The organism is [Clostridium] hylemonae DSM 15053 (assembly GCF_008281175.1).
GTDB classification, from domain to species: domain Bacteria; phylum Bacillota; class Clostridia; order Lachnospirales; family Lachnospiraceae; genus Extibacter; species Extibacter hylemonae.
This window is the reverse complement of sequence record NZ_CP036524.1, coordinates 371,291-389,389: the sequence shown is the minus strand read 5'-3', so window position 1 is coordinate 389,389 and position 18,099 is coordinate 371,291. Positions and strand designations below refer to the sequence as shown.

Below are 18,099 nucleotides of genomic sequence, written 5' to 3'. Positions count from 1 at the left end.
TTTGGCGCAGAGAGGGTCTAGAGCTTAGGAAAGGAACAGGAGGAGCGCAGCAGTGTACAGAGCCGCAGCAAGGCGTTCGGAGCCAGACGCGGAAGCCGTTACGAAAGAAGCGCCGGAATCAGGCACGAGGATGTTATCTCAAATAACATCCGAGAAGACCTCTGAGGAAAGAAATCTTTTCAAGATTTCATTCCGAATAGGTCTGATTGCCTGATTCCGGCGCTTCTTGCAGTTACGGATTCCCGGCTGGCGAAGCCGCTTTGCTGCGGCTCTGTACACTGCTGCGCTCCTCCGTACACTACCATAACATCACAAACTCTCTCTAACCCTAAACCTTGATCTCCTCCCGCAGCGCAAATGAATAAATGATCTTCTCTTTCACATGCTTCCCGGTTATCTGCTCCAGCGCCCGGGCGTAATAGTCCAGCTGAGCATGATACTTTTCCTTTAACTCCCCGGCGCTTTTCACCCTGTCCGTCTTATAGTCCAGGACAACAAGGCCGTCCGCCTCCTCAAAATATACGTCGATGATCCCTTGTACGAGTATCAGTTCGCCCTCCGCCTCATCCGGATACATCTCCCTCGCGTCTGTGCCGAGCACAAAGGGCTGCTCTTTATATAGTCTCTGATTCCCCGCAGCCTCTCTCATACGCCTTCCTGCGCCGCAGTTCAGGAATCCGAGGATATCCTCCGTGCGGATGCACTCCGCCATATCAGCCGTCATCTTCCCCTCATCTCTGAGCCTTATGATCTCCGCTTTCAGTGATGCATCTGCGTGATCCGCCGTAAAGTCCAGAAGCTCCAGCAGTCTGTGGTACGCCGTACCTCTCGAAGCTCCGGTCAGTTCTTCTCCCTCTTTCAGAAATTCGGGAATGAGCGGAACGACCTCTTCTTCCTCATAAAGAAGCTCACCGGCCTCCTCCGCCATGTAGGCTCTCTTTTTAAGTTCAGAGACTGTATATTTCAGCTTCCGGTTTTTACTTAAACTGTACGGATACTCATAAGAAAACTGTTCTTCTATGAGTGTATGCATCTGCCCGTCATAGACCCTCTCTGTATCCCAGCGCCTCAGCATTTCCGCTGTGAGCCGGTTTCTGATATATTCCCCTGCCGACTCTCTCACAAGATCTTTTGCCGTAACCAGCTCTATGTCAACAGGAATCTCTTCTGTCCTTCTCATCATAGCCGGCAGGATCCAGTCGAGATAACTGCCCGCCCGTCCAAGCTGGGTGAACGACAGCTGCCGTTCGCTCCGGCGCTTCGTAAGGCCGTAGGAGTCCATCTTTTTCCCTGCATTTTTCACCGCGCCTGTCACGATCAGCTTCTCTTTCGCCCTCGTAAGCGCCACATACAGCACTCTCAACTCCTCGCCGAGACTGTCAAGCGCCTCCTCCTTCTGGATCACCCGTTTGAGCAGGCTCGGACTTTTCGTGCGCAGTTCTGTATCCACAGCATCCAGCCCCACGCCGAGTCTCGCGTGAAGGACAACGCTGCTTCTGGCATCCATCATATTAAACTGCTTCCCCATACCTGACACGAACACGATCGGGAACTCCAGACCCTTGCTCTTGTGTATCGTCATGATCCGGACCGTATCAGACTGCTCATCTTCAAGACTGGCCTCCCCGTAATCCACATCATACTTCTGCAGCTGTTCTATATATCTTATAAAATGAAACAGCCCTTTATAGCTTGTAGATTCAAATGCTTTCGCCTTCTCCGCCAGCATCTTAAGATTGGCCTTTCTCTGCTCTCCGCCGGGCATGGCCGCCGTGTAATCCCCGTATCCGGTCTCTTTCAGGATCATATGGAGCAGCTCATGGATCGGCGTGTAGGGCACCTTCTTGCGGAAATGCTCCATCATATCCAGGCAGGCTTTCAGCCTTCGAGCGGCAGCCGTCTCCTCCCGGGACGCATAGGCAGGCACCGCCTCATGAAACGGCAGATCTCCTGCCTTATTTTTTATGTCGGCCATCTCTTCGTCCGTCAATCCTAAAAACGGGGACTTAAGCACTGCCGCGAGCGGGATATCCTGCTTCCTGTTATTCAGCACGCGCAGATAATCGAGAAGCACCCCGATCTCCTGCGTCTCAAAATATCCTTCCCTCGTGCCCGCATATGTGGGGATCCCTTCTTTATTCAGCACTTCTGAAAATACGTCGCTGAATCCTTTTACGCTTCTTGTGAGGATCACAATATCCGAGTATCTCGCCTTGCGGTACGTTCCGGCCGCTTTGTCCAGTACCTTCTGCGTGTCCAAAAGCTTCCGGATCCGCCCCGCTATCGCCCTGGCTTCCAGTTCTCTGTCCGACGGGGCCGCCTCCTTCTTCTCTTTTTTTTCATCGTCCGCAAACGGCGAAAGGTCCGTATCCACAAGAAGGATCTCCGTATTGTTACTGCTTTCCTCCCCGCCGTCCCCGTAGTCAGCCCCGGTATAAAGAGCCGCCTCGTCGTCATACCGGATGCCGCCAAGCGCAGGCGTCATGATCTGTTCAAATATATAATTGACGGTTTCAAGCACTTCCGAACGGCTCCTGAAGTTCTTGTGCAGGTCGATCCTCTGCCGGCTGCTGTCCTTTGTGTCATATGTGTGGAACTTCTCCATGAAAAGCTCAGGCCTGGAGAGCCGGAACCGGTAGATGCTCTGCTTCACGTCACCTACCATAAAAATATTGTTTTTTCCCTGCGAAACCGTAGACACGCTCGTAAGTATCGTCTCCTGTATCAGGTTGCTGTCCTGATACTCGTCGATCATGATCTCCCGGAACCGCTGCTGATATTCTCCTGCAACGGCAGTCGGCGCGAAACTGTCCCCTTCTTTCACAGCCAGTATCTGGAGCGCATACTGCTCCATATCGCTGAAATCGATCATATTCTGCGTCCGCTTCTGTTCTTCAAACCTGGCGGCAAACTGATCCACAAGCGAAGCAAGCACAGCCATGGCCTTCTTACACAGCGCCATGTCTTCCAGCACACCGTCAGGAGCCTGGTAAAAATACTGGGCCGCCACGTCATTTACCGTCTTCTTCACCTCATCACGGGCAGCCTTCACAAGAGCAGCCTTCTCTTCCGACACCGTTTTATCCCTGTTGGCCTTCAGCTTCGTCCACTTTATGCGGCCGGAAGCTTCGTACAGCTCCTCGTATGACTTGGCCGCAAGAAAGCTCTGTACGATCCCGCCGTCGGCCAGAAGCGCTTCCTCGTAGACAGAAGGGCCGTCCGGCTCCATACACACACCGAGCGCTTCTTCGGTCAGACTCTCCGCATCTGCCATGTACAGCTTTATCTGCCTCCGGATAAGCTCCATATATGTGCTGCTTTCCAGTTCTTCCACATTCTTTATGTCATAGGCGTCCACGCAGGACTGCAGCCACCCTCCAGGATCAGGATAGCTTCTCGAATACTCATACAGCTTCAGAACGAGCTCCTCTATCTTCCTGTCGTCCCGCCCGCTCCCGTAGGCCTCCACAAACTCCTGAAACGCTTCACCGCCTTCCTCATAGTTATCTTCCAGCACTTGTCCGAGAACATCGTGCTTCATCAATTTCAGTTCTCCCTCTTCTGCGACGCGGAATCCCGGGTCGATATCGATCGCATGAAAATGATCGCGTATGACCGACAGGCAGAAGCTGTGGATGGTAGTTATCTGGGCGCTGTGGATCAGCGTTGCCTGCGTCTTCAGATGTTCGTTTTCCCCATCCTCCGAAATCTTCTTCTCAATCGCGTCCCGGATACGCTCCTTCATCTCCGCCGCCGCCGCTTCTGTAAAAGTTACGATAAGAAGACTCTCCACCGATACCGGATCCTCCGCGTCCGTGAGCATCGCTATGATGCGTTCCACGAGCACGGCGGTCTTCCCGGAACCGGCTGCTGCAGACACAAGAATATTCCGCTTACGTAAATCTATGACTTTCTGCTGTTCCTCTGTCCACGCGACACTCATTTCTCTCCTTCTCCTTTCTCCCTTTTCATGGCGGCAACCGCCTCCTCCCTGCTCATCTTATCCAGTTCTCTGTACGCATATCCGGGCACCTTCAGATCAAATCCGCACACATGCCGGAATTTACAATAATCGCATCCCGTCTCCTGGCCTTTCCGGTATGGGCGCACCGCCGTATTTCCTTCCGTGATCTCCTGATGTACGGCGGACACCTTCCCCACCGCATATTCCATCAAAGCGCGGAAGTCCTCCCCCGGCACGGTCTTAGAACCCTTCGCAAGGCTCCCGTTTTTATTATATTTGACTGGAACAGCGATGGATTCCCCCGACCGGTCTCTGTCCAGATGGGACAGCACTTCTTCCTCCTGACTCATGATCCCGTCCGGCTTCAGTTCCTTCAGCACCGCCTCCCTGCGCTCTTCCTCTCCTTCTGATTTCTCAACGAGCGGGTCCTGTATACGATAGTAGAAGACCCCTGCCGGAACGACCTCTTTCCCCGGATTCCTGCGCTGTTCCAGCTTTACCGCGGCGTCCATATATACCATAAGCTGGAGCTGCAGCCCTTCGTAGAGCGACACGATGTCAAATGCTTTCATGCCGGTCTTGTAATCAAGTACCTTCACATATATCTTACCGCCGTCTTCACACGTATCCACCCTGTCGATCTTCCCGTTGGCAAATCTCAGCTCATAGCCGGCCGGCTTGAAATCACCGGCCGACAGCTGCTCTGTCAGCGCCCATATCGTGCGGGAGAGCATCCGTTTCATCCGCCCTATCATGTACTCGTTGCGGGCAGAACTGTAAAGCACGGAATTGCCGTAGTCTGTCACCGCCTCCTCAACACTTTGCTCCACCCATTCCCGCTGCTGCCCGTCACTGATATCCGTCCAGTCTCTTCCGGCTTCCTCCACCCGCTTTGAATACTTCTCAAGCGCGCTGTGACATACATTCCCCAGATCCACAGCCTGGAATTCGTATTCCTGTCGTTCGGTAAGTCCAAGCCCATATGTGAGGAAATGGGCAAACGCGCACGTGGAATACCGCTCCATCCTCGTAATGCTGTCCTCAAATGTATCCCCGTACAGCCGCTTCGCCGCGGATCTGGTAAGCCCGTCCATCGTGTAAGTATAATATCCCGCTTCGATAAGCCTCTCAAGGCGGTCTTTAAATTCCGGACTCCTCCTGTACCACGAGAACAGTTCCTTCCATCCGGCATCCGCCTGAATATCTGCGCTCCCGAGCCCGTCGATCAGCCGGCTCACCGCAGTCTCCTTCGTCATCTCCTGCAGATGCAGTTCTTTTTCTTCCTCATCTTCCACGGACAAATGCGGAAACAGACGCCTGAGCTCCTGGATCAGATAAGACGGCCTGCTGCTCCTGCCGTCGGAAGACACCTTGCTGTAATATACTTCCAGTAAGTCCGACGGCTTTGTCAGATTCATATACAGATAAAATTTCTGGATATATGCTTTTTCTTTGCTACCGGGAGAGAGCGCGAGCTTCTCTTTTGAAAACTGCTGCCGGTCATGTTCCGACAGAAGGCCGCCCTGTCCGAGCGCCCCCGGCAGAAATGAATCATTGGCGCCGACAAAAAACAGCGCCTTTATATCTTTGAGCCTTGTTCGCTCCACATCTCCTGCCACCACCTGGTCGGGACTCGGCGGGATCACGCCCACCCTGGCCTCCTCAAGCCCCGCGTCCAGAAGCTTTATATATTCGTCCAGACTCACAGGCTCATCTCCGAGCAGCGCCACAAACTTATCAAACAGTTCCAGAACAATACGGTATACCTGCGCATACTCTCTCGCCAGCGCAAGCTCACCGCTTCTCTGGAACGCTTCCTCCTGCCTTTTAAGCTTCACCTGCAGTTCTTCCTGCACCATAAAGTCATAGACCGCCATCGTGATATCCCGCACCGTCTTTTTCCTCTGGCGCAGCACATAGTTGAAGCCGTCCACCTTCTCCACAAATACTGTCCGGTAATGATTCAGCCGCCCCAGGTCCTCTTCCTTCATGCCTTTCAGCCTTCTGACCCATTTTTCCTGCCATTTCCGGTAACCCTTTATACCGAGGCCGAGCACATAATTCTCCAGCTCGTCCACCTCCTCGCCCGTAAATCCCGCAAGATCCGTCCGCAGGAAACGAAATACGCTCTCATAGCTGAACCGTTGCTGCACCATATGGAGCAGACTGCGGATATATTCCACAAAAGAGTTCAGCAGTATACTGCGCTTATGATCCATAAATACCGGAATGCCGTACATATCGAAGGCCTGCTCAAGATAGTCCCCGTACGTATTCATATCACTGGCGATCACTCCGATCTCACGGTATCTGTATCCCTTCGTCCGCACAAGATTCCGCACCCGCCCGGCCACAGCCAGCGCCTCTTCCTCCGGATTTCTCGCTGCGTGGACGGATACCGCCTCCTGCTCTCCTCCATAGACACTCTGTCCATAACGGAACAGACTGCGCTCCAGAAACGCCAGCGCGTCATTTCCCCTGAAACGGGGAAGCGGCCTGCTGTACAGGCAGACCGGCTCTTTCACTTCTATCGAAGACTCACGGGCGATCCTTATGAGGGATGTGACCATCTGTCTGCTGATTGCAAAGAGCTGATACGGATGCGTATACACATAAGGATCCTCTCTGTCATCCATCGTCACTGTCACGATCACATCCCTGCAGCAGCGCATCAGCTCGAGAAGAAGCCGGTTCTGTACCGGGGTAAATCCTGTAAAACCATCCAGCACGACCGTGCTGTCCTTCAGAAGCTCAGACTGGCCCGCCATGCGGCTCAGCACATCGAGGAGCTCCTCTTTTGTGATATACTTTTCCTCCAGATATTCAGAGAAGCCTTTGTACAGCAGCAGGATGTCCTTGAGCTTATAATAGAGCCTGGAATCCGGCCCGGCCGTCTCCATCACCCTCTCAAGCTCCTCCTCCCCGATATCGTACTGGGTAAATTCCGAGATGACAGATTTGACCTCACTGATATAGCCAAGCTTCTTCATGTTTCCTTTCAGCACTTTAAGCTTATCCTCATAACTGCCGGCGATCCTGCGCAGGATAAGGTTTTTCCCCTCGTCGTCAAGCACCGGCAGCGCCCCGCCGCCCGTCTCCTCAAACACACGGTAAGCGAGACGTCCGAAGCTTAAGACATCGATATTCATGATTCCTTTATTGGGATGCATACTGACAAGATCTTTCTGGGTCTGCATCGTAAACTGCTCCGGCACAAGAACCAGAAATTTCTGCTCTGGATAACGCTGAGATTCTTCTATGACACGTTCATAAAGATACGTTGATTTTCCCGAACCTGACGGCCCGAATATAAATTGTAAAGGCATAGGTCTTTCCTCCTATGCCTTAGTATACTATACGCTTCTTAATTTTTCTACAAATTCATTGCTCAGAGTGATCTTTGCCACATAGAACACATCCCCTGTCATATATACGTTCCAGTCGTCTTCCACTTCCACCTGGAGTTCCCCTCCCGGCATGTGTACGATCACTTTATTGTTCGTCATTCCAAGCTTATATGCCACGCCTGCGGCGGCGCACGCGCCGGTGCCTGATGCCAGCGTGTATCCGGCTCCTCTTTCGTATATCTCTATCGCTATGTTTTCCTTATCGATGACCTGCATGATCTGTGTGTTGATACGGTTCGGAAAGTATCTTGCGATCTCGGCATAGTCGCCTATCTTGCACACGAGCGGCTTTGATATCTCCCGCATCGGTATGACACAGTGGGGATTTCCGATCGTCACGCAAGTCACCGGATAAAGCGTTCTGCCAAACACCATATCCTCGTTGATCACTTCTCTTCTTTCTCCCGTCACAGGGATATCATCGCTGTAAAAGGAAAGTTTTCCCATGGACACGCGCAGACGGCTTCCGTCCTCATTCAAGAAAGCCACCTCAACCGGTCCGTGCTCTGTAAACAGTCTGAAATGCTTCTTCTGCACATATCCGGCGTCTTTCAGATACTTGGCAAAGATGCGGACACCGTTGCCGCTCGTCTCAGATTCACTGCCGTCCGGATTCCAGACTTTTACGAACATGCCCTCCTCCTTCATGACGGGGCCTTCCAGAACTCCGTCGGAGCCAAGTCCCGCATTTCTGTCACAGATCATGCGGACGTTCTCCGGCGTAAGGCCCAGCTCATTTTTATTCGGGTCAAACACGACATAATCATTTCCCAGTCCATGGTATCTTTCCAAAACAACTTTCATTTTCGTTACCTCCATAACATACCGTCTTCATATATCCCTGATCACTCAAGGTCTGCATTATATGTATATCATAACAGGCATTATTTTCAAATTCAATACAAATAATGCTTACTATATTGCAAATAATGCCCCATTCCGCTAAAATAATTGCAAAAGGAGAAAAAACGATGGGACAATATGAAAAACGAGGATACTTAAACAGCGAATTCCGTCTGTTTCACCTGACAGACACGGAGACGAAAGAGATAGAATACCATTATCATGAATTTGATAAGATCACCATCCTGATCCGCGGCCGCGTAAATTATATAATTGAAGGAAAATCCTATGAACTGAAGCCTTACGATATCGTACTCGTAAAACACAATGATATCCACCGCCTCGTTGTGGACAATCATTTTCCTTACGAACGTATCATCGTCTACATCTCACCCAATTTCATGAATGCCTATAAGACAGAGGACTACGACCTGAACTGCTGCTTTTTAAAGGCAGAAAAAGCAGGAACTAATGTCCTGCGTATTCCCTCTCTTGAAAAGAGTTCTCTGTTTAGATCCATCACCCGGCTGGAACGTTCTTTCTCTGATGACGCGTATGCCGCCGCTCTTTACCGGCAGGTGCTCTTCATCGAATTCATGATCCACCTGAGCCGCGCCGCCCAGGGAGACCATCTGGAATTCATTGACACGGATGCCTGTAATCCGAAGATCATCGATATACTGGAATATATAGGCAGCCACCTGTCCGATGAACTAACGATCGACGGCATTGCGGGGACTTTCTTCATAAGCAGATATTATATGATGCGCCTGTTCAAACAGGAGACCGGCTGCACGATAGGCAATTATATCTCACAGAAGCGCCTCCTGCTCGGACGGGAACTTATCCTCTCCGGCACATCCGCCGCCCAGGCTGCCTATGAGTGCGGCTATAAGGATTACTCTACCTTTCAGCGCGCCTACAAGGCATTATTCAAAGAATCACCGAGAGATACACTTCTCACCTTATCATAAATAGATACCGGTACGTATGCGCTCACAAAGATCCCGTCCTCCCGGTACTCTTCTGCGGTCAGTTCTCCGTACTTACGGATGAGCTGTATCTTCGCCGCCTCTTTGTAGGAGTAGAGCTGCTCGATGAGCACCTTCTGCCCGCGCAGCACTGCCTCTATCATCTCTTTCAGTTCATCCAGGCCTTCCGTTGTCTTTGCCGATATCCGCACCGTATAGTCTGCCTGGAAATCACGCACGGTCCGCTGCGCCCCCTCTTTGTCCTGCTTGTTGAATACAGTGATGACCGGTTTGTCTTTTACGCCGAGGCTGCGAAGCGTCTCGTATACAATATGCATCTGCTCGTCCATCTGTGGATTTGCCGTATCCACCACATGCAGTATCATATCCGCATACTTCGCCTCCTCCAGCGTGCTGCGGAATGCTTCTATGAGGTGATGCGGCAGCTTTCTGATAAATCCGACCGTGTCCGTGAGGAGCACGCTCTGCTTGCTCGGAAGCTTCAGTTCCCGGGTTGTCGGATCCAGCGTGGCAAACAGCTTATCTTCCGCCAGAATATCCGCCCCCGTGAGCGCATTGAGAAGCGTCGATTTGCCCGCATTCGTATATCCGACAACAGCGGCCACCGGCACCTGGTTTCTGCTCCTTTGTTCTCTCGTCACCTCGCGGTGGCGCTTTACATCCCTTAATTCCCTGTTCAGCTGGGCGATCCTTCCTTTGATAAGCCGCCGGTCCATCTCCAGCTTCTTCTCGCCGGGACCTCTTGTCCCGATCCCGCCGCCGAGCCTGGACAGAGATTTCCCGAATCCCGTCAGCCTGGACTGGCGGTACTTGAGCTGTGCAAGCTCCACCTGTATCTTCCCCTCGCTCGTGGACGCCCTGGATGCAAAAATATCCAGGATCACAAGTGTCCGGTCCATGACCTTCACATCAAGTTCATCCTGGAGATTCCCCATCTGCGCGGGCGACAGCTCATCGTCACAAATGATGCCCGTCGCATATGTCTCCCAGATGAGGTCTTTAAGCTCTTCAAGCTTCCCTTTTCCGATATAAGTGGCAGGGTGCGCCTGCTCCCTGCTCTGGATGATGCGCCCCGCCGTCTCCGCGCCGGCGGCGGCAGCCAGTTCCGCAAGCTCATCCAATGACTTTTCTGTATCATCCTGATCCGACACACTTACGCCGACCAGAATGATCCGTTCTATTTCTTCTTTTAAATCTATCATACGCCTCACTGTCTCGTCTCTAAAAATTCGGCCTCTTTCCCGGCCGTCTCATCATCAGGGTACTCTGCAATGTATTCTTTCAGCTTTGCCCTTGCGCTCTCCCAGTCTTTTGACTGCTCGTAGGCAGCTATCATGTTGTATTTTACTTCCTTCAGAAGATCCTCGCTGCTGTCTTCGGCGGAGAGCGCCAGCCGGTAATAGCTGAGGGCACCCTGCGGATCATTAAGCTTCATCTCACAGCTGCCGAGCAGATTGTATATGGCGCCTGTCTTTTCAGCTCCGTTGTCAAGCGCTTCCTTAAATGCATCGCGGGCTCCTTCGTAATCTTCCTGTTCCCACTTGGCCATGCCGATGCCCCGGAAGGCGTCTCCTACATTCCGGTCTGCCTCGACCGCCTTCTCAAACTGTTCTGCCGCTTCTTTATATTTGCCCTTTTCCAGGTATTTTACTCCTTCTTCAGCATAGTTCTTAACGCATCCTGTCAGCACGGCACTGACCGCCGCGGCGGACAGGATGACCATATATTTCTTCATATTTCCTCCTATACCGTATATTTTACAACCCACACTGCATTCAGTATCGCCGCAAACATAACTCCAAGTTCTGCGAGAATAGCCTCCCACATGCCGAAATACCCTACCGCCGCCAGCAGCAGTATGATGATCTTCATGCCCACTGAAAATGCGATATTCTGGCTGACTACTCTGAGTGTCTCCTTGGAGATGCGGATCGCGTCTTTTATCCGGATAAGCTCATCTTCCATCAGCACTATATCGGCCGCCTCGATCGCCGCGGCTGAACCGAGCGCGCCCATGGCGATCCCCACATCGGCGCGTGCCAGTATGGGCGCGTCATTGATGCCGTCTCCGACGCACACGACCTTTTCCGTCTTGTCCTGCAGACCGAGAAAATCCTCTATCTGCTCCAGCTTATCTTCCGGCATCAAATCTGTATAAGCGTAATCCATGTCAAGCGCCTCGGCCACTTCCATGCCGGAAGCTTCATTGTCCCCGGTGAGCATAACGAGAACAGCCCTGCACTTTTCCTTCAGGTACTGCATAAGCGGGCCCGCGTCTTCTTTCACCGAATCGGCAATGACTATGTAACCCGCATACTTCTTATCGGCCACGAGATAAATCACGGTTCCCGTCCTCTTTATCCTGCTGTGTTCTATATTCTGCTTCTCCAGCATCCGGTAATTGCCGATGTGGACACGTTTGCCGTCATAGGTGGCGCTGATGCCGAATCCCGGCGCTTCTTTGACTCTTCGCACCCGTGATCTGTCCAGCTTTCCCTCATAGGCCGCTAGCAGCGACTTTGCGATCGGATGATTGGAATAACTCTCTACATGGGCCGCCATCTCCAGAAGCTCATTCTCCGTCATGCCTTCTGCCTTTATCTCCTTGACCTTAAAGACACCTTCTGTCAACGTACCCGTTTTGTCAAATATAAATGTATCTGCCTTTGACAGAAACTCCAGATAATTTCCGCCTTTTACTACGATCCCCTGCCGGGCCGCAGACGCGATCCCTGCCAGAAACGCAAGCGGTACGGACAGCACAAGGCCGCACGGACATGCGACGACAAGAAAGATGAGTCCCCGGTAGATCCATGTATCCCAGTTGCCGTAAGAAAAAGTCAGAGACGGATAGATCATGATGAACAGTGCGCACACGATCATGACAGGCGTATAAACTCTGGAAAACTTCGTGACAAACGTCTCGCTCTCCGCCTTATTATTCTGCGCCTCCTCCACCATCTCCATCACCTTGGATACTGTGGAATTCTGGTAAATGCGGCTTACTCTCGCTTCGATCACACCGCTCAGGTTGATGCATCCTCCATATATCTCGTCCCCGGGCTCCACCGTCTGGGGCATATATTCTCCGGTCAGCGCCTTTGTATCCACCGTGGACGTCCCCACTGTGACAACGGCATCCACCGGAATCCTCTCTCCCGGCTTGACGACGATGATATGTCTCAGCTTCAGCTCCGACGGTTCCACTCTCGTCTCTTTGCCCCGCACCTTTCTTGTGGCATACTCAGGCCGGATGTCGATCATCTGTTCAATAGAACGCCTGGCGCTGTCTGTGGACACTGCCTCAAACATCATCCCGAGTTCAAACAGAAGCATGACAAGTACGCCCTCCGTATATCTCTGCACGCCAAACGCGCCTGTCGTCGCCAGGATAATAAGCAGATACTCTGAAAATATCTCCTTTTTCATCAGGTGCTCCGCAAGCTGGCGGAACGCGTCAAATCCTACCACAAGATATGCCGTTAAAAACAATATGAACTTCACCCAGTCAGACAGCGTATACTGTATCGTTGCCGCAACTGCGCACACGTACACAAACACGCCTGCTCCGTATATTAAAAGTCTCTGTTTCAATTGCCTGGTCATTCTACTTCCCTTTTTTGTATATATATGTTGTCTACTCCGTAATATGCTCCATTCCCTGGCTGATGATCGTCTGTATATGCCCGTCGGCCAGCGAGTAATAGACTGTCTTGCCGTCCCTGCGGTTTTTCACAAGCTTGGCCTGCTTTAACACGCGCAGCTGGTGCGATATGGCAGACTGCGTCATCTGGAGCACCTCCGCCAGGTCACAGACACACATCTCAGACTCCAGAAGCACACACAAGATACGGATTCTCGTGGCGTCTGCAAATACTTTATAAAAATCGGCCAGTTCTTTCATTCTCTCCTGCGGAGGCATCTGTCTGCTCACTCTGCTGATCACATCATCGTGGATACAGGTGACCTCACAACATTCCGCTTCTGGTTTCCTCATTGATTTCTCCCTTTCATATGAATATCCGTTCACTTGTTAATTATGCAACATAGGACATCCCTTTTCAACCATTTTACTAAAATGACACCAAAATTAACATTTTCGTAATCTTGGTGTCATTATTTCCTATTTAATATGTTTCACTCATTATAAGGTCTGTATTCAACCACTACACACGTTTATACAATATGCGGATCGAATTCAGCACGCAGAGCATGGCAACCCCTGTATCTGCGAACACTGCCATCCACATATTTGCCATCCCCGCAAAACCAAGGATCATGATCAGCAGTTTCAGCGCAAGGGCGAATACTACGTTCTGCATCGCTATTTTTCCTGTTGCGTTGGCGATCGCGACAGACTCCGGTATGGCCGTCACGGAAGATGTCATAAATACCACATCCGCCGCCTCAATAGCCGCGTCCGCGCCGCTTCCCATCGCCGCGCCGACGTCCGCGCCGGCAAGAACGGGAGCATCGTTGATCCCGTCGCCGACAAACATGACCGAACCGTGTTTCCTCCGTATCTGTCTCAGATGATCGAGCTTTTCTTCCGGAAGAAGCTGTGCGTGCACTTCATCGATTCCGGTCCGGGCCGCCACAGCCTTTGCGCTGTCTTTTGCATCTCCGGTCAGCATGGCCGTGACGAGATTTCTTGCTTTCAGCATGCCGACAGCCTCTTTTGCCTCCTCTTTGATGATGTCTGCTATGACGAGCCATCCTGCCAGCTCCCCGCCTACGGCGACGAGAACTTCTGTGCCATAGCCTTTATTGTGGTACGCGGATGTGTCTACACCGTGCATTTCCAGCAGCGCCTTATTTCCGCAGAGCACTTCTCCTTCAGGGAATAGGGCGCGCACGCCTTTTCCGGATATCTCTTCTGATCTCTTTGGCCTCACCAGCGCAAGCTTCATCTCTCTGGCCGCCTTCACAATACTGTTTCCGATGGGATGGGAGGAATCCAGCTCACAGTCAGCCGCAATGTTGAGCACCTGTTTCTCTGTAAAACGTCCCGTCGCCGTCGCCTGCTGTACCTCGAAATTACCTTTTGTTATCGTCCCTGTCTTATCCATGACTACGGCTTTCACACTTTTGAGCGCCTCGATGGCCACGCCGCCTTTAAACAGGATCCCCTGCCGTGAACCGGCGCCGATACCCGAGAAGAACGCAAGCGGCACACTGAGTACAAGCGCGCATGGACAGCTGATCACGAGAAAAGTGATCGCCGTATATATCCAGTGATTCCAATCACCTGTCACAAGCGACGGTATGACCGCCGTAGCCGCGGCCACCGCAACTACGATCGGAGTGTACACTCTCGCGAATCTGGTGATAAAACGGTCGATCTTCGGCTTGCTGGCCGCCGCGTTCTCCACCGAATCCAGGATCCTTGTCACCATAGATTCACTCAGCGGTTTTTCAACCCTTATCTTCAGCACACCCTGTTCATTTACGCACCCTGAGACGACATCCATCCCCGGCTTAACACTGACCGGTACAGGCTCCCCCGTCACCGGAGAGGTATCAATACGGCTCTCACCTTCTTCCACCTTGCCGTCAAGCGGTATCCGGTCACCCGGCCGCACGAGGATAAGATCCCCGGCTTCGGCCGTCTCAGCCGGTATCACGTCGACTGCTTCCCCGTGCACAAGATTGACAACTTCCGGTCTTAGATCCACCGCATCCATTATCTGAGAACGGCTTCGTTCCACCGCTATATGTTCAAACAGTTCTCCGACGCGGTAAAACAGCATGACTCCGACTGCCTCGGCAAAGTCCCCGATGGCAAACGCCGCCAGTGTAGCCACACTCATAAGAAAGTTTTCATCAAACACATGGCCTTTGGAAAGATTTTTCACCGCCGTAAATACGATCTCCCATCCGAGCAGTATATAAGCCACGATAAACGCGGCCGAGGCGATCACCGGATCCGCCGCCGTCCGTTCCAGCACCTCGCCTGCGACGAACAGGACGGCTCCCCCTGCGATCGCAAGAACATCGGCTCTGTTCTCCGCAAAAAATCCGGAACGCTCCTGCTTCGGCTGACTCTGTATCTCATCTCTCGGGGTCACAGTCACTTCACTTTCAATGGAGCGGCATATTTCCCGGAATGTGGGAAGCAGTTTTTCCTGTTCTCTGGCAGCCACCTTAAGCTGTTTCGTCGCATAGGTGATCGTCGCCATCTCTACTTCCGGCATCTTACGTATCTGCTCCTCCATCTTCGCCGCGCAGTTCGCGCAGCTCAGGTTCTCCAGAATATATACTTTCTGCGGAACACCCGCGCTCACCTGTGCAAACTCCTGTCCTGTGTGCGCCTCTTCATGGCCGCAGCCGCAGCTGCCGTCATGCTGATGGCCGCCATGGTCATGACCGGCGTGGTCTTGACCGCCACATTCATGTGCGTGGCTATGACCGATATGATTATGTGCTTCGTCTATATGTTCGTGATGTTCATGACATTCCTCTGTGTGCCCGTGGCCGCGGTCATGATCGTGCTCATTCTGCCCGTCATGTCCGTGAAGCCCATGGCCGCACCCGCATTCATCAAATGCTTTTCTCTCAGCTGCTAACATAACTAATCCTCCTGAACATTTAAAATTATATCAATTGTTTTTATGAACATGTGAACAACCATTCATATGTTATACTCTAATATAATCATACTTTTTCAAAAATGTCAATAGAAGATTCTGGTTTTCATACATGGGCTGCTAAATCTCTCCCCTTCCTGCCAGCCACCGCCAGTACCAGCTTGAGAAAATCATGATCCCCGGGCAGAACAGACAGAACAGGCGGGCGCATCTTCGCGCGCCCGCCTGTTTATACGTCCACCCTGCTTATTTCTTCCGCTTTTCCGCCAGCAGTCCCATGAGTTCATTCTCATTTTCAAAAATTCTGGAGATACGGAATCTTTTCTGGATATTATACGTCTCTCCCGAGAATACATCTTTGAACAGCGCTTCCGGGTCCGCAACTTCTTTCATCCCTTCCCGCTCAACTCCTTCTGTCCTGACCTCCACTGTACCGCTGAACAAAATGGAACTGCCCTTTACGGTTGAGTAATCCACTTCCTTCACCCGGTAGAAGATAAATTCATTCCCGGCTCTTGAGCTGTACGTCGGATAATAGATATATACGTCGCCGTCCACTAGAAAGATCCGATATGTGGAGTTGATATATATATCGTAAAAAATCGACAGCATAACGATAAATATGGCAAATACGCATATTGTAAATATCGGAATACTGTAAAAGAAGTAATTTGAAACTATGCCCGCTATAAGTATGGCTACAACACTCACGCTGAGGACTGTCATTAAAAACCCTCTGCGCACATCCATAAGCGTCCTCGTCTGTTTTAATTCCATAACTGGCCCTCCATTTCCCTTTTTACCTTTAGCTTCTGTAAATATTATACGCTCTTGATTCTCCTGAACGCAAGAAAAAGAGCGAATTTCTACCACCGGCTTTCACTTTCCCTGCTGTTTTCCACCGCACAGGAGATCGCCTCGTTAAATGTAGGATGCGCGCGCATGGCATACATAAGCTGGGTCGAAGTGAGCCCGTTGGCGATCGCCGTCGCCAGCTCGCCTATCATATCTGTCGCCCGGGGACACATGACCTGCGCCCCAAGGAGCACGTCACTGTCCGCCGCAAAGAGAACCTTGATAAATCCCTTCTCCTCTTTTGAGATGATCGCCTGTCCGTTCACACTCATAGTGTACCTTCCGCACCGCACCGGCACGCCCTTTTTCCTCGCCTCTTCTTCCGTTATTCCGACAGACGCGATCTCCGGATCCGTGTACAGACAGCTCGGCACGATGGAAATAGGAGTAAAGAGACAGCTCGGCACCATCTCAATGATAACCGACGGCTGAACTCCGTTCATCCGCTCCACGACATAGGTCGCCTGGGCGGAGGCCACATGGGCAAGCTGGATCCCCCCGATGACATCCCCCACCGCATAGACATCCGGCATACTCGTCATGTAGAAATCGTCTACTACGATCTTCCCTTTATCTGTCTTCACCGACACATCCGGATCAAACAGTCCTTCTGTGTTTGCGCTGCGCCCTACAGAGACGAGAAGCGCGTTTACCTCCACTTCCCGGTTGCTGCCCCCGCACACAAACTGGCAGCTGATGTTATCTCCCCGTTTCTCCACTCTCTCCAGGATGCTTTCCTTGTAAATGTGGATACCTCTGTGCCCCAATATCTCTTCAAGCACATCCGAAAATTCCCGGTCCATGTTCGGAAGAAGCCGGTCGGAAACTTCCACCACAGTCACCTCTGTACCAAGCGCGTTGAATACAGTTGCAAGCTCCAGTCCGATCACACCGCCGCCGAGTATGAGCAGTTTCTCATACTGGCTTTCATTGGCTGTAAGCAGTTCTTCGCTTGTCATGACGCCCGGCAGATCCATGCCCGGCAGATCAACCATATTTGCCCTGGCGCCTGTAGCTATCAGAATGTACTTTCCTTTATAGTATGCAGTATCATTTTCATCTGATACAACGCGCACTCTGCGGTCACTTTGAATCACAGCTTTTCCCTGGATAAAACGGATCCCGGCGCCGTCAAATTCCCGGCCGAGCTCCGCTCTCATCTCCGCCGCAGACAGATCTTTATACTCATAGATCTTCTGAAGGTCAAAACCGACCTCGCCGGCAGACAGCCCGAACCGTTCACATTCCCGCATTTCACGGTATAAAGAGGCCGCGTGTATGAGCGCTTTTGTCGGGATACAGCCGCGGTTGATGCACGTGCCCCCCAGTTCGCCCTTGTCGATCACAGCCACAGACATTCCAAGCTTTGCCGCCTTCTTTGCAGCTACATAGCCTCCCGGACCGGCCCCGATTATCAATAAGTCATATTGTTGTTCCATATGTATCCCCCC

At 51.8% G+C, this 18,099-nt stretch carries 11 protein-coding genes; 1 reads left to right on the top strand and 10 read right to left on the bottom strand.

Annotated elements, in window-relative coordinates; translation table 11 throughout:
- Positions 1-328 precede the first annotated feature (328 nt).
- Genes addA through dapF form a run of 3 tightly spaced genes read right to left on the bottom strand, consistent with a single transcriptional unit; the run spans position 329 to position 8,175 of the window.
- Positions 329-3,943, bottom strand: coding sequence for a helicase-exonuclease AddAB subunit AddA (gene addA, locus LAJLEIBI_RS01810; RefSeq protein ID WP_006444245.1), 3,615 nt, complete (start codon positions 3,941-3,943; stop codon positions 329-331).
- A complete protein-coding gene (gene addB, locus LAJLEIBI_RS01805; RefSeq protein WP_006444246.1) occupies positions 3,940-7,290 on the bottom strand; it encodes a helicase-exonuclease AddAB subunit AddB in 3,351 nt (1,116 codons plus the stop codon). Before addB ends, addA begins: the two co-directional genes overlap by 4 nt.
- Before the next feature lie 27 nt (positions 7,291-7,317).
- The gene (gene dapF, locus LAJLEIBI_RS01800; RefSeq protein WP_040435748.1) at positions 7,318-8,175 is read right to left on the bottom strand and encodes a diaminopimelate epimerase; all 858 of its coding nucleotides are present in this window, start codon (positions 8,173-8,175) and stop codon (positions 7,318-7,320) included.
- Positions 8,176-8,342: 167 nt separating this feature from the next.
- On the opposite strand from dapF, the gene LAJLEIBI_RS01795 reads away from it, so the two are divergent.
- The gene (locus LAJLEIBI_RS01795; RefSeq protein WP_040435749.1) at positions 8,343-9,188 is read left to right on the top strand and encodes an AraC family transcriptional regulator; all 846 of its coding nucleotides are present in this window, start codon (positions 8,343-8,345) and stop codon (positions 9,186-9,188) included.
- Here the strand turns inward: LAJLEIBI_RS01795 and hflX are convergent.
- The 7 genes from hflX to lpdA all read right to left on the bottom strand — a co-directional run bounded on the left by hflX (position 9,134) and on the right by lpdA (position 18,087).
- Entirely contained in the window at positions 9,134-10,408 is a 1,275-nt protein-coding gene (gene hflX / locus LAJLEIBI_RS01790) for a GTPase HflX (RefSeq protein WP_006444250.1), read from the bottom strand. The two genes, LAJLEIBI_RS01795 and hflX, sit on opposite strands and share 55 nt — an antisense overlap.
- Positions 10,409-10,413: 5 nt before the next feature.
- Positions 10,414-10,941, bottom strand: coding sequence for a tetratricopeptide repeat protein (locus LAJLEIBI_RS01785; RefSeq protein ID WP_006444251.1), 528 nt, complete (start codon positions 10,939-10,941; stop codon positions 10,414-10,416).
- An 8-nt stretch (positions 10,942-10,949) separates the two neighbouring features.
- A complete protein-coding gene (locus LAJLEIBI_RS01780) occupies positions 10,950-12,800 on the bottom strand; it encodes a heavy metal translocating P-type ATPase (protein ID WP_227056339.1) in 1,851 nt (616 codons plus the stop codon).
- A gap of 43 nt (positions 12,801-12,843) precedes the next feature.
- Positions 12,844-13,203 (bottom strand): ArsR/SmtB family transcription factor, encoded by a 360-nt coding sequence (locus tag LAJLEIBI_RS01775; protein ID WP_006444253.1) that lies wholly within the window; start codon positions 13,201-13,203, stop codon positions 12,844-12,846.
- Between the two features lie 169 nt (positions 13,204-13,372).
- A complete protein-coding gene (locus LAJLEIBI_RS01770; protein WP_083790645.1) occupies positions 13,373-15,775 on the bottom strand; it encodes a heavy metal translocating P-type ATPase in 2,403 nt (800 codons plus the stop codon).
- A 264-nt stretch (positions 15,776-16,039) separates the two neighbouring features.
- Positions 16,040-16,570 carry a hypothetical protein gene (locus LAJLEIBI_RS01765; RefSeq protein ID WP_040435751.1) on the bottom strand — a complete coding sequence of 177 codons (531 nt, stop codon included), beginning with the start codon at positions 16,568-16,570 and terminating at the stop codon, positions 16,040-16,042.
- An 89-nt stretch (positions 16,571-16,659) separates the two neighbouring features.
- Positions 16,660-18,087 (bottom strand): dihydrolipoyl dehydrogenase, encoded by a 1,428-nt coding sequence (lpdA, locus tag LAJLEIBI_RS01760; RefSeq protein ID WP_006444257.1) that lies wholly within the window; start codon positions 18,085-18,087, stop codon positions 16,660-16,662.
- Between the last annotated feature and the right edge of the window lie 12 nt (positions 18,088-18,099).

Coding starts and splice junctions, on each gene's coding strand:
- addA (WP_006444245.1), bottom strand. CDS start 3,943: ATGAGTGTCGCGTGGACAGAGGAACAGCAGAAAGTCATAGATTTACGT.
- addB (WP_006444246.1), bottom strand. CDS start 7,290: ATGCCTTTACAATTTATATTCGGGCCGTCAGGTTCGGGAAAATCAACG.
- dapF (WP_040435748.1), bottom strand. CDS start 8,175: ATGAAAGTTGTTTTGGAAAGATACCATGGACTGGGAAATGATTATGTC.
- LAJLEIBI_RS01795 (WP_040435749.1), top strand. CDS start 8,343: ATGGGACAATATGAAAAACGAGGATACTTAAACAGCGAATTCCGTCTG.
- hflX (WP_006444250.1), bottom strand. CDS start 10,408: ATGATAGATTTAAAAGAAGAAATAGAACGGATCATTCTGGTCGGCGTA.
- LAJLEIBI_RS01785 (WP_006444251.1), bottom strand. CDS start 10,941: ATGAAGAAATATATGGTCATCCTGTCCGCCGCGGCGGTCAGTGCCGTG.
- LAJLEIBI_RS01775 (WP_006444253.1), bottom strand. CDS start 13,203: ATGAGGAAACCAGAAGCGGAATGTTGTGAGGTCACCTGTATCCACGAT.
- LAJLEIBI_RS01770 (WP_083790645.1), bottom strand. CDS start 15,775: ATGTTAGCAGCTGAGAGAAAAGCATTTGATGAATGCGGGTGCGGCCAT.
- LAJLEIBI_RS01765 (WP_040435751.1), bottom strand. CDS start 16,570: ATGGAATTAAAACAGACGAGGACGCTTATGGATGTGCGCAGAGGGTTT.
- lpdA (WP_006444257.1), bottom strand. CDS start 18,087: ATGGAACAACAATATGACTTATTGATAATCGGGGCCGGTCCGGGAGGC.